At 51.8% G+C, this 13548-nt stretch carries 11 protein-coding genes; 8 read left to right on the top strand and 3 right to left on the bottom strand.

Annotation, left to right across the window (positions count from 1 at the left end; translation table 11 throughout):
- Window positions 1-33: 33 nt before the first annotated feature.
- Together OGY18_RS01115 and OGY18_RS01110 are read right to left on the bottom strand one after the other, a co-directional pair.
- Window positions 34-837, bottom strand: coding sequence for a DeoR/GlpR family DNA-binding transcription regulator (locus OGY18_RS01115; RefSeq protein ID WP_003825295.1), 804 nt, complete (start codon window positions 835-837; stop codon window positions 34-36).
- 33 nt (window positions 838-870) lie between these two features.
- Window positions 871-1767: a sugar kinase gene (locus tag OGY18_RS01110; protein ID WP_148362611.1), complete on the bottom strand. Its 897-nt coding sequence runs from the start codon at window positions 1765-1767 to the stop codon at window positions 871-873.
- Between the two features lie 166 nt (window positions 1768-1933).
- Between OGY18_RS01110 and yihU the strand changes: the two genes are divergently transcribed.
- From yihU to ompL, 8 genes are all read left to right on the top strand, one after another.
- Window positions 1934-2830: a sulfolactaldehyde 3-reductase gene (gene yihU, locus OGY18_RS01105; protein WP_048227546.1), complete on the top strand. Its 897-nt coding sequence runs from the start codon at window positions 1934-1936 to the stop codon at window positions 2828-2830.
- A 10-nt stretch (window positions 2831-2840) separates the two neighbouring features.
- Window positions 2841-3716, top strand: coding sequence for a sulfofructosephosphate aldolase (gene yihT / locus OGY18_RS01100; protein ID WP_003825301.1), 876 nt, complete (start codon window positions 2841-2843; stop codon window positions 3714-3716).
- A gap of 12 nt (window positions 3717-3728) precedes the next feature.
- Window positions 3729-4970: a sulfoquinovose isomerase gene (gene yihS / locus OGY18_RS01095; protein WP_126957459.1), complete on the top strand. Its 1242-nt coding sequence runs from the start codon at window positions 3729-3731 to the stop codon at window positions 4968-4970.
- A gap of 18 nt (window positions 4971-4988) precedes the next feature.
- Complete coding sequence (locus OGY18_RS01090; protein WP_286551331.1) at window positions 4989-5831, top strand: aldose-1-epimerase; 843 nt, start codon at window positions 4989-4991, stop codon at window positions 5829-5831.
- A gap of 48 nt (window positions 5832-5879) precedes the next feature.
- Complete coding sequence (locus OGY18_RS01085) at window positions 5880-7916, top strand: alpha-glucosidase (RefSeq protein WP_286551328.1); 2037 nt, start codon at window positions 5880-5882, stop codon at window positions 7914-7916.
- Window positions 7917-7961: 45 nt separating this feature from the next.
- On the top strand, window positions 7962-9344 hold the full coding sequence (locus tag OGY18_RS01080; protein WP_003825308.1) for an MFS transporter: 1383 nt from the start codon (window positions 7962-7964) through the stop codon (window positions 9342-9344).
- 46 nt (window positions 9345-9390) lie between these two features.
- Entirely contained in the window at window positions 9391-10812 is a 1422-nt protein-coding gene (locus tag OGY18_RS01075; protein ID WP_286551326.1) for an MFS transporter, read from the top strand.
- 66 nt (window positions 10813-10878) lie between these two features.
- On the top strand, window positions 10879-11571 hold the full coding sequence (gene ompL, locus OGY18_RS01070) for a porin OmpL (RefSeq protein ID WP_003825311.1): 693 nt from the start codon (window positions 10879-10881) through the stop codon (window positions 11569-11571).
- 69 nt (window positions 11572-11640) lie between these two features.
- On the opposite strand, the gene typA is transcribed toward ompL, so the two are convergent.
- Window positions 11641-13464, bottom strand: coding sequence for a ribosome-dependent GTPase TypA (gene typA, locus OGY18_RS01065; RefSeq protein WP_008786988.1), 1824 nt, complete (start codon window positions 13462-13464; stop codon window positions 11641-11643).
- Window positions 13465-13548 lie beyond the last annotated feature (84 nt).

Raw genomic sequence — 13548 nt, 5'->3', positions numbered from 1 at the left:
GCTACGAACTTATCGAGCCATCATTGGGGAGAATTACACTGCCAGAGCATCATCCTGTGAAGGACTCACCTGCACAATTTCTACCTGCTGTGACTGGAGTAAATTATGCAGGGCCGGGCCTGGGTACTCATCGGTAAACAGCGCGGTCACCTGAGACACATTGCCAATTTCTACCGCGGCAGAAGCCGTATATTTCGTATGATCCGCAGCCAACAGAATATGCCTTGAATGGGCCATCATCGTCTTCACTACGCTGGCCTCGTTGACATCAAACTCCAGCAGCGCACCATCATTTTCGATCGCGCCAACGCTGGTAACCAGGTAGTCGGCCCGAAAATCAGCGACAAATGCCGAGGCAGAAGGGCCAATGATGCCGCTGTTATGCGGGCGTAACGTCCCCCCCGGCACCATGACTTCAAAACGTGGGTTGTTATACAGAATGTGCGCCACGCGTAGGCTATTGGTAATAATGCGCAAATGATTATGGTTTAACAGCGCGCGTGCTACCTGCTCAACGGTGGTGCCAATGGTAATAAACACCGTTGACCCATCGGGAATGTAATCAGCCACCGCTTCCGCGATGGCTTTTTTCTCTTCCGTCCAGGAGACTTCACGCTGCTCAAACGCCGTATTCACCACGCTGGAAGCTCTGCCCGCGCCACCATGATGACGCGTAATTAATCCCTGCTCACTGAGTTTACGAATATCACGACGCACGGTTTGCGTGGACACGTCCAGCAGGCTGGCCAGCTCGTCGATATTCATATAACCGCGCTCGCTAATCAGCATAAGCAGTTGATCGTGTCGCGGGTTACCGGTCAGTTCGGTAAGACTCATGAAATTTCCTCGAAAAACCATTGCCCTGGCATTTTATACAAAAAGTGACAGAAAAGATCGGGTTTGATCACAGTCAGGGATTCCGGCCCTTCCTCCCGGACGCGTGCATTTTAACGCAGCAACCCCGCTGGCAAACCTGACGGCCTCTTCTGGAGCATCGCCGCCGGCCAGGCTGAATGCGAGTGCACCGTGGAAAACATCTCCAGCTCCCGTAGTATCCACAACGTCGACTTTAAATCCAGATTGATGCTGCAACGTATTATTTTTTATCCAGTCACAGCCTTCACTTCCCCGCGTTACGTAAACATGTCCATTTGTGAGCGTTTTTGCTTGTTTCAGTCCAACTTCAGAATCATTTATCCCGGTTAAACGCACCAGACCAGGTTCAGAGAACGCAGCATGATCGCTTAACGCCACCAGCTCGCTGATATCTTGTGGCGTTACGTCACCATCCAGTACTGTCATCACTCCCGCCTGACGCGCCAGCGTGAACGCCTTTCTGGCCCCTTCATGCCAGCGAACATCCGCCAACACCACATCCCACTGGGAAAAATCGATCTCATTCAGCCAATCAGCATCCGGCAATAAATCCGGGCTGGGATAGTTAACGATAATCCGCTCCCCTTGCGTATCAACCATAATTGCCGATTGCGAAGACTTCGCCCCTGCGTAGCGCCGGGTGTAACGGGTATTTACCCCCAGGGATTCCAGCTCCGCCAGCAGGCTATTTCCGGTGTCGTCATCGCCCACACGGCCAATAAAGTCCACCTGTGCGCCCAGCTTCGCTGCAGCCACTGCGGCCGTTGCAGCAGGCCCACCGCCCACTTCCGTATAACGCTTCGCCACATACTTACCTCCTTCAGTCGGTAACTCTTCCACGTAATAGATGCGATCCATCACGGCAATACCTACACAAGCAATACGAATCATGGTCATTCCTTAGGCGTTTCAAGATGAGACCATTTTAATTTCACAAAATGTTTAAAAAGTGACGGCTGTCAATTTTTTGACCATAAATTACAAATACGATCAAAAACAGACAAAAACAAACGACCTTAAATGACAAAAAATGACATCCACGTCTCAGGAGAACGTTATGGCAGTTATAGCATTTATCGGATTAGGTCAGATGGGTTCACCCATGGCGAGCAACTTGCTGAAGCAGGGTCACCAACTCAGCGTCTTTGACGTTAACCCGGATGCCGTTCAGCGCCTGGTGGAAAAAGGAGCACAGCCTGCCAGCAACCCGGCTCAGGCAGCAAAAGGGGCAGAATTTGTCATCACCATGCTGCCAAATGGCGATCTGGTGCGTAGCGTACTGTTCGGCGAGCAAGGTATCTGCGAAAGCCTCTCCCCGCAGGCATTAGTGATTGATATGTCGACTATTCACCCACTGCAAACCGACAAGCTGATCGCCGATATGCGTGCCAAAGGCTTCGACATGATGGATTGCCCGGTTGGGCGTACCTCCGATCACGCTATCGCGGGAACGCTGTTGCTGCTGGCAGGCGGAACAGCACAGCAGGTAGAACGCGCCGCACCGGTTCTGATGGCGATGGGTAATGAACTGATCAATGCTGGGGGTCCCGGCATGGGGATCCGCGTGAAACTCATCAACAACTACATGAGTATCGCACTGAACGCTCTTTCTGCCGAAGCAGCCGTGTTGTGCGAGGCACTTGGCCTCTCCTTTGATGTGGCCTTGCAAGTTATGAGCGGTACCCCCGCCGGGAAAGGCCACTTCACTACCTCCTGGCCGAACAAAGTGCTGAAAGGCGATCTTTCCCCGGCATTCATGATCGATTTAGCTCACAAGGATCTTGGCATCGCGCTGGACGTTGCCAACCAACTGCATGTGCCGATGCCGCTCGGTGCTGCCTCCCGCGAAGTCTATAACCAGGCGCGTGCCGCTGGCCGTGGCCGGGAAGACTGGACGGCCATTCTTGAACAGGTTCGCGCATCCGCCGGGCTAAATAAACACACAGATAAGTAAGGACTGAGCAATGACGAAGTACACCCTGAAAGATATCACCCGAGCTTCTGGCGGATTTGCCATGCTGGCGGTCGATCAGCGCGAAGCCATGCGCTTAATGTTTGCCGCAGCAGGTGCAAAATCCCCGGTCAATGACAGCGTACTGACCGATTTCAAAGTCAATGCGGCGAAGATCCTGTCCCCCTATGCCTCCGCCATTCTGGTCGATCAGCAGTTCTGCTACCGCCAGGTTGTAGAGCAAAACGCGGTCGCCAAAAGCTGCGCCATGATTGTGGCCGCTGATGAGTTTATTCCGGGTAACGGAATCCCGGTCGATAGCGTGGTGATTGATAAAAAAATCAACCCGCAGGCCGTGAAGCAAGATGGTGCTAAGGCTCTCAAACTGCTGGTGCTGTGGCGTAGCGATGAAGATGCCCAACAGCGTCTTGATATGGTGAAAGAATTCAATGAGCTATGCCATTCCAATGGCCTGCTAAGCATCATCGAGCCGGTTGTTCGCCCACCGCGTCGTGGCGATAAGTTCGATCGCGAACAGGCCATTATCGATGCCGCAAAAGAACTGGGTGATAGCGGTGCCGATCTCTACAAGGTCGAAATGCCGCTGTACGGCAAAGGTACCCAACAAGAATTGCTTAGCGCCTCTCTGCGCCTGAATGAAAACATCAACATGCCGTGGGTCATTCTCTCCTCTGGTGTAGATGAAAAACTGTTCCCGCGAGCAGTCAGCGTAGCAATGACCGCAGGCGCATCTGGCTTCCTGGCCGGACGTGCGGTCTGGTCATCGGTTGTTGGCCTGCCGGATACCGAACTGATGCTGCGTGATGTTTCCGCACCTAAATTGCAACGCCTGGGCGATATCGTCGACGAAATGATGGCCCGGCGCTAAGAGGATCTAAGAATGAAATGGTTCAACACCCTAAGCCACAACCGTTGGCTGGAGCAAGAAACCGACCGCATCTTTAACTTTGGTAAGAATGCGGCGGTACCCACCGGATTTGGCTGGCTGGGAAACAGTGGTCAGGTCAGAGCAGATATGGGGACACATCTGTGGATCACCGCCCGCATGCTGCACGTCTACTCCGTTGCCGCGTCAATGGGTCGTCCTGGCGCATATCAGCTAGTCGATCATGGCATTAAAGCACTGAATGGCGCGCTACGCGACACTCGCTACGGCGGTTGGTACGCCTGCGTAAATGACGAAGGCGTTATGGACGCCTCCAAACAGGGCTATCAGCATTTCTTTGTTTTGCTCGGTGCGGCAAGTGCGGTCACCACCGGTCATCCGCAGGCCAGGCAATTGTTGGATGACGCTATCGACGTGATTGAAAAGTACTTCTGGAGCGAAGAGGAGCAGATGTGCCTGGAATCCTGGGACGAAGCTTTTAGCCAGACGGAAGATTACCGCGGCGGTAACGCCAACATGCACGCGGTCGAGGCTTTCCTGATCGTGTATGACGTTACCCATGACCGTAAATGGCTCGATCGCGCACTGCGAATTGCATCGGTGATTATTCACGACGTAGCCCGCAGCGGGGAGTATCGCGTTAACGAACACTTCGATTCACAGTGGAACCCAATCCGCGATTACAACAAGGATAACCCAGCACACCGTTTCCGCGCTTACGGCGGCACGCCGGGCCACTGGATCGAATGGGGTCGCCTGATGCTGCATCTGCATGCCGCACTGGAAGCCCGCTTCGAAACGCCTCCCGCCTGGCTGCTGGAAGATGCCAAAGGCTTGTTCCACGCCACCATCCGTGATGCCTGGGCACCAGATGGTGCAGATGGTTTTGTCTATTCGGTGGACTGGGATGGTAAACCCATAGTTCGCGAAAGAGTGCGTTGGCCGATAGTCGAAGCCATGGGTACCGCCTATGCCTTGTATACCCTCACCGGCGACAGCCAGTACGAAGCTTGGTACCAGAAGTGGTGGGATTACTGCATCACATATCTGATGGACTACGAGACCGGTTCATGGTGGCAGGAACTGGATACCGATAACAAGGTGACGACCAAAGTCTGGGACGGTAAGCAGGACATTTATCACCTGCTGCACTGCCTGGTGATCCCGCGTCTACCGCTGGCTCCGGGCCTTGCTCCGGCAGTGGCTGCCGGTCTGCTGGATATCAACGCTAAATAAGTAACAAGGTGAGCAGCCATGCATAACGGTGGAAAAACCATTCATCTTCAAACAGGAAACTTCCAGGCGAAAATCGTCACGGTTGGTGCTGGACTAGCAGAATTGACGCACCGTGGGCGTCACATTGTGATTCCACATAAGCCGGAAGAGATGCCGCTGGCACATTTAGGAAAAGTGCTGGTTCCCTGGCCAAACCGCGTTGCAAATGGCTGCTATCAACATAACGGCAAGACCTTCCAACTTGCCGTTAACGACCCTGTTTCACATACCGCCATCCATGGATTGCTGGCCTGGCGGGACTGGCAGATTAATCAACTGTCGAACACGGAAGTGTCGTTGACGATTTTTCTTCCGCCCTCTTATGGCTATCCCTTTGCGCTGGTTTCAGAGGTGATTTACCGACTGGAGGCAGACAGCGGATTGCACGTCATTATTCGGACACAGAATGTGGGTGACGAAATTGCACCCTATGGCGCGGGAGCACACCCCTACCTGACCTGCAATCAGCACCCTATCGATGACTGTGAATTAACACTCCCAGCGAGTGAAGAAACATGCGATGAACGGGATTTCACAACGCAGCGACGCATTGCGCAGACCACTATCGATCATACGTTCAGGACCATGCCACCTGACGCTGAGTGGGAAGTCAGGATAACCAGTCCATCGCAAAACATGTCCACTTTTTTACGCAGCCACCAGCCCTGGCTACAGGTGTACACCGGCGAAAAATTAGCACGGCGTGGCCTTGCGGTTGAACCGATGACCTGCCCGCCAGACGCCTTTAACTCCGGAATTAGCCTGATTCATCTCGCGCCCGGAGAAACACATCAAATGCATTTTTTAATCGGCAGTGAATAACAGATTTCCGACAAATTACCGAATTACCCTATTTTTACGGAGACGATAATGAATTCGCTACAACAACGGTCAACCGCCTTAGAACTCACATCACTACCTGATGGATTTGCTTTAACGTACCACCAGCGCCTGATTTTACGTCACAGCACAGAAACCCCTTGTCTATGGATCGGCGCTGGCGTTGCCGACATTGACATGTTTCGCGGCAACTTCAGCATCAAAGACAAGCTCAATGAGAAGATTGCTCTGACCGACGCCACGGTTAGCGAGTCACCTGATGGCTGGCTGGTACATTTCAGCCGCGGTAATACCATCAACGCCACGCTGCACATCTCTACCGATGAACAGAGCCGCCTGAAGCTGGACCTGCACAACGATGATCTCAGCCATAACCGCATCTGGCTGCGTCTGGCAGCCAACCCGGACGATCATATTTACGGCTGCGGTGAACAATTCTCTTACTTCGATTTGCGCGGAAAACCCTTCCCACTGTGGACCAGCGAACAGGGCGTGGGCCGTAACAAAAACAGCTATGTCACCTGGCAGGCTGACTGCAAAGAAAATGCCGGCGGAGACTACTACTGGACCTTCTTCCCGCAGCCGACCTTCGTCAGCACACAGAAGTACTACTGCCACGTTGATAACAGTTGCTATATGAATTTCGACTTCAGCGCACCGGAGTATCACGAGCTGGCGCTGTGGGAAGACAAAACCACCCTGCGCTTTGAGTGCGCCGACACGTATATTTCCCTGCTGGAAAAACTGACCGCGCTGTTAGGTCGCCAGCCGGAGCTGCCGGACTGGATTTACGACGGCGTCACGCTCGGTATTCAGGGCGGTACTGAGATTTGCCAGAACAAACTGGACACCATGCGTAACGCAGGCGTGAAAGTAAACGGCATCTGGGCGCAGGATTGGTCCGGGATCCGCATGACCTCCTTTGGCAAGCGCGTGATGTGGAACTGGAAGTGGAACAGCGACAACTATCCGCAGTTGGATAACCGTATTAAGCAGTGGAAAGAAGAAGGCGTGCAGTTTCTCTCCTACATCAACCCATACGTCGCCAGCGATAAAGATCTCTGTGCCGAAGCTGCCGCTCGCGGTTATCTGGCGAAAGATGCCTCAGGCGCTGACTATTTGGTTGAGTTCGGCGAGTTTTACGGCGGTGTGGTCGATCTGACCAACCCCGAAGCCTACAACTGGTTCAAAGAAGTCATCAAAAAGAACATGATTGAGCTGGGCTGCGGCGGTTGGATGGCCGACTTTGGCGAATATCTGCCAACCGATACGTATCTGCACAACGGCGTCAGCGCTGAAATTATGCATAACGCCTGGCCCGCACTGTGGGCGAAATGCAACTACGAAGCGTTACAGGAGACCGGCAAACTCGGCGAGATCCTGTTCTTTATGCGTGCGGGCTACACCGGCAGCCAGAAGTACTCCACCATGATGTGGGCAGGCGATCAGAACGTTGACTGGAGCCTCGACGACGGTCTGGCTTCCGTCGTTCCTGCGGCGCTGTCGCTGGCGATGACCGGTCACGGTCTGCACCACAGCGATATCGGCGGCTACACCACCCTGTTTGACATGAAACGCAGCAAAGAACTGCTGCTGCGCTGGTGTGACTTCAGTGCCTTCACGCCGATGATGCGCACCCACGAAGGTAACCGCCCTGGCGATAACTGGCAGTTTGATGGTGATGCTGAAACCATCGCCCACTTTGCCCGTATGACCACCGTCTTTACCACCCTGAAACCGTATCTAAAACAGGCTGTCGCGCAAAACAGCGCTACCGGTCTGCCGGTGATGCGCCCGCTGTTCCTGCATTACGAAGACGATGCTCGGACCTATACCCTGAAATATCAGTATCTGCTGGGACAAGATTTGCTGGTCGCGCCGGTTCACGAACAGGGCCAGCAAAACTGGACGCTGTATCTGCCAGAGGATAGCTGGGTAAACGTCTGGACTGGGGAAACTTACCAGGGCGGTGAAATTACCGTGGATGCGCCTATCGGCAAGCCTCCGGTGTTTTATCGCGCGAAGAGTGAATGGGCGTCACTGTTTGCCACCTTACGCAATATCTAACACGGCTCGCCCGCGGGGAAACTCGCGGGCACATGGAGAATAATAATGAGTCAGACTTCCTCTAATCCGGCAACCCTACGCTTGCCGTTCAAAGAAAAACTCGCCTATGGGATGGGTGATTTAGGCTCCAATATCCTGTTGGACATTGGTACCCTCTATTTACTCAAGTTTTATACCGATGTCCTTGGTTTACCAGGAACTTATGGCGGCATCATTTTCCTTATCGCCAAATTTTTTACCGCGTTTACCGATATGGGCACCGGGATTATGCTCGATTCCCGCCGCAAAATCGGCCCGAAAGGGAAATTCCGTCCGTTCGTTCTTTACGCCGCATTTCCAGTTACGTTGCTGGCGATTGCCAACTTTGTCGGTACACCGTTTGAAGTAACCGGTAAAACGGTGATGGCAACGGTGCTGTTTATGCTGTACGGACTGTTCTTCAGCATGATGAACTGCTCCTATGGTGCAATGGTTCCCGCGATTACGAAAAATCCGGACGAGCGCGCTTCACTGGCAGCCTGGCGACAAGGGGGCGCAACCCTGGGTTTGTTGCTATGTACAGTCGGCTTTGTACCGGTAATGAACTTGATCGAAGGCAATTCACAGCTGGGTTATATCTTCGCCGCCACGTTGTTCTCGCTGTTTGGCCTGCTGTTTATGTGGCTGTGCTATGCCGGGGTAAAAGAACGCTACGTGGAAGTGAAACCCGTGGATGCCGCGCAAAAACCGGGATTATTGCAATCCTTCCGCGCCATCGCCGGTAACCGCCCTCTGTTTATTCTGTGCGTTGCCAACCTTTGTACGCTTGGCGCATTTAACGTTAAGTTGGCAATTCAGGTCTATTACACCCAGTACGTACTGAATGACCCAATTCTCCTTTCCTGGATGGGCTTTTTCAGCATGGGCTGTATCTTCATCGGCGTCTTCTTGATGCCAGGAATGGTTAGACGTTTCGGCAAGAAAAAAGTCTACATTGGCGGTTTGCTAATTTGGGTCGCGGGGGATTTGCTTAACTACTTCTTTGGTGGCGGTTCCGTCAGCTTTGTCGCCTTCTCCTGCCTGGCGTTCTTCGGCTCAGCATTCGTTAACAGCCTGAACTGGGCGCTGGTCTCCGATACGGTGGAATATGGCGAATGGCGAACCGGCGTACGCTCTGAAGGCACGGTATACACCGGTTTCACCTTCTTTCGTAAAGTTTCACAAGCGCTGGCGGGATTCTTCCCCGGCTGGATGCTGACGCAAATCGGCTACGTTCCCAACGTGGTGCAATCAGCAAGTACGGTCGAAGGTTTGCGTCAGTTGATCTTTATTTATCCCTGCGCTTTAGCGGTGATCACCATTGTGGCTATGGGCTGTTTCTACAACCTTAACGAGAAGATGTATGTCCGCATCGTTGAAGAGATAGAAGCGCGTAAACAACCCGTTTGATAATAATAATTAATAGCGCTCTACGGGGCGCTATTGAGGAGCGATTATGTCTTTTCATGATCCGCTAACGCTAAAACTGAGCCTGCGTGAAAAATTCGCCTACGGAGTGGGTGACTTCGGCTCAAATTTGATGCTGTGTATCGGCACACTGTATCTGCTTAAATTTTATACCGATGAACTAGGGATGCCGGCGTATTACGGTGGGATTATCTTTCTGGTGGCGAAGTTCTTCACCGCCTTCACTGATATGTTGACCGGTGTATTGCTGGACTCAAGGCGTAATATTGGCGCAAAAGGTAAATTCAGACCTTTTATTTTGTATGCGTCATTTCCTGTCGCAGTTGTTGCCAGCGCGCAGTTTTTGGCGACAGATTTTACGCTAACGGTAAAAACTGGGCTGGCGACGGTATTGTTTATGCTATTCGGTCTGTTCTATAGCCTGATGAACTGCTCCTACGGCGCGATGGTGCCTGCGATCACTAAAAACCCGCATGAACGCGCTCAGATCGCCGCCTGGCGTCAGGGCGGCGCTACCGTTGGTCTGTTACTGTGCACCGTTGGCTTTATGCCGATTCAAGCTCTATTTGTCAGTTCATCCTCGCTGGGTTATCTGATCGCCGCACTGATCTTTTCAGTCTGCGGGTTGTTCAGCATGTGGTGGTGTTTCAGCGGAGTGAAGGAACGCTACATTGAAATCGTGCCGGATCACCATAAGCCCAGCATTCTCAAATCGTTCTGTGCCATTTTCCGTAACCCTCCCCTGCTGGTGCTGTGTGTCGCCAACTTATGCACGCTAGCGGCATTCAACATCAAGCTGGCAATCCAGGTGTACTACACCCAGTACGTGCTCAATGATATTCATCTGCTGTCGTGGATGGGGTTCTTCAGCATGGGATGCATTCTGGTTGGGGTGCTGCTGGTTCCCGCTGCGGTGAAACGCTTCGGTAAAAAGCAGGTTTACCTCGGCGGTCTGGCATTATGGGCTATCGGCGATGTACTGAACTTTTTCTGGGGCAGCACATCATTTTTGTTCGTGACATTCTCCTGTATGGCCTTCTTCGGAACCGCTTTTGTTAACAGCCTGAACTGGGCGCTGGTTCCGGATACGGTCGATTATGGCGAATGGAAAACAGGGATCCGCGCGGAAGGTTCGGTGTATACGGGTTATACCTTTTCGCGCAAAATTTCCGCTGCGCTCGCTGGTTTCCTGCCGGGCATCATGCTGACGCAAATCGGTTATATCCCCAACATAACCCAAAGTAATGCAACTTTGCTCGGTCTGCGTCAGCTTATTTTCCTCTGGCCTTGTGGGCTGGCCATTATCGCTGCATTCACAATGGGTTTATTTTATAAGCTCAACGAAACTCGCTTTGCTTTTATTATTGAGGAAATCAGCCAACGGAAGAAAAACAATAATCTATCGAATCCTGTTACCACTAAAAATAATACCTCTGCTGTAAACGTATAAAAATAATAGCCGCCTATTCCATCTTAATGGATGGCGGCCTCCCTACGCTTAAAAAATGGATTTATTATGAAAAAGTTAACAACAATAATTCTCTTATCTTCGGTTGCTTCTACCTCTGTTTTTGCGGGTGCCTATGTCGAGAACCGCGAGGCATATAATCTGGCGTCAGATCAGATAGAAGTGATGATGCGCGTTGGCTATAACTCCGATATGGGCGCGGGTATCATGCTCACCAACACCTACACCATGCAACGCAAGGATGAGTTAAAACACGGCTATAATGAAATAGAGGGCTGGTATCCGTTATTTAAACCGACAGATAAATTAACTATCCAGCCAGGTGGGTTGATAAATGATAAGAGTGCGGGTTCCGGTGGTGCGGCTTATCTGGATGTTAACTATAAATTTACCCCATGGTTTAATCTTACCGTGCGTAACCGATATAACCATAATAACTACAGCTCAACCGATCTAAACGGTGACCAGGACAATAATGATACCTATGAAATAGGCAACTACTGGAATTTTACTATCACCGATAAATTTTCCTATACCTTTGAGCCGCACTATTTTATTCGAGTGAATGACTTCAATAGCAGTAACGGAAAAGATCATCACTGGGAGATTACGAATACCTTCAAGTATCGTATCAATGAACACTGGTTACCCTACCTGGAACTACGCTGGTTAGATCGTAATGTAGAACCTTATCACCGCGAACAAAATCAAATTCGTGTCGGGGCTAAGTATTTCTTCTAATCTTTCCGAAATAAAAAAAGCCGCTGATAATCAGCGGCTTTTTTGTGCTTACCTGAAAAAGAGTGTTAATTACTCTTCTTTCGCGCCACGCATTGCACGGCGACGATCGTTTTCAGTCAGGTGACGCTTACGGATACGGATAGAGGTTGGGGTAACTTCTACCAGTTCGTCGTCATCGATGAATTCCAGAGCCTGCTCCAGAGTCATCTTAACCGGCGGAACCAGAACCGTTGCTTCGTCAGTACCGGACGCACGCATGTTGGTCAGTTTCTTACCGGTCAGGCAGTTTACAGTCAGGTCGTTAGAGCGGCTGTGAATACCGATGATCTGGCCTTCGTAAACTTCAGCACCGTGACCCAGGAACAGCTTACCGCGGTCCTGCAGGCTGAACAGTGCGAACGCAACTGCTTTACCCTGGCCGTTGGAGATCAGTACGCCGTTCTGACGCTGACCCACATCACCCGCACGAACGTCGTCGTAGTGGCTGAAGGTGGAGTACAGCAGACCGGTACCGGAAGTCATGGTCATGAATTCTGAACGGAAGCCGATCAGACCACGGCTTGGGATCACGTAGTCAAGACGTACGCGGCCTTTGCCATCTGGATTCATGTTTTTCAGGTCGCCTTTACGCTCACCCAGAGCCTGCATCACAGAACCCTGATGCTGCTCTTCAACGTCCAGCGTTACGTTTTCGAACGGCTCTTGTTTACGGCCGTCGATTTCGCGGAAGATTACTTTCGGACGGGAAACCGCCATTTCGAAACCTTCACGACGCATGTTTTCGATCAGAACAGACAGGTGCAGTTCACCACGACCGGATACACGGAACGCATCCGCATCTTCGGTTTCTTCAACGCGCAGCGCAACGTTGTGCACCAGCTCTTTGTTCAGGCGGTCAAGGATCTGACGAGAGGTAACATATTTACCTTCTTTACCGCAGAATGGAGAGGTGTTTACGCAGAAGAACATGGTTACGGTCGGTTCATCAACGGACAGAGCTGGCAGCGCTTCAACATTCTGCGGGTCGCAGATGGTGTCGGAGATGTTCAGTTCGCCCAGACCGGTGATCGCGATGATATCGCCTGCTTCGGCAATATCACTCTCGATACGTTCCAGACCCAGATGGGTCAGAACTTTACCGACTTTACCGTTACGGGTTTTGCCTTCGCTATCAATGATAGTGATCTGCTGGTTCGGTTTAACTTTACCGCGTTTGATACGGCCGATACCGATTACGCCAACGTAGTTGTTGTAGTCCAGCTGAGAGATTTGCATCTGCAGCGGGCCATCAAGGTCTACGCTCGGAGCCGGTACACGATCAACGATGGTCTGATACAGCGGAGTCATGTCTTCAGCCATGTCTTCGTGATCCAGACCCGCGATACCGTTCAGCGCAGAAGCGTAAACGATCGGGAAGTCCAGCTGCTCGTCGGTAGCGTCGAGGTTAACGAACAGGTCAAATACCTGATCAACAACCCAGTCAGGACGCGCGCCAGGACGGTCAACTTTGTTGATAACAACAATTGGCTTCAGGCCATGGGCAAAGGCTTTTTTGGTCACGAAGCGCGTCTGCGGCATCGGACCGTCCATTGCATCCACCACCAGCAGCACGGAGTCGACCATGGACATTACACGTTCAACTTCACCACCGAAGTCGGCGTGCCCCGGGGTATCAACGATGTTGATACGGTAGTCATTCCATTTGATAGCGGTGTTTTTAGCGAGGATGGTAATCCCACGCTCTTTCTCCAAATCGTTGGAGTCCATCACGCGCTCTTGGGTTTCAGCACGTGCATCGAACGTACCGGATTGTTGGAGCAGCTTGTCTACCAGGGTCGTTTTACCATGGTCTACGTGCGCGATGATGGCGATGTTACGCAAATTTTCGATCACAACTTTGCCTCAGGCATTTTAGAAATAGCGCGTTATTGTACACGGATTAATCGCAGTACAAAACAGGATCACAAACATCCTCCG

Source organism: Citrobacter sp. Cpo142, assembly GCF_030332425.1.
Classification (GTDB): Bacteria; Pseudomonadota; Gammaproteobacteria; order Enterobacterales; family Enterobacteriaceae; genus Citrobacter; species Citrobacter portucalensis.
This window is presented reverse-complemented; position numbering and strand designations above follow the sequence as displayed.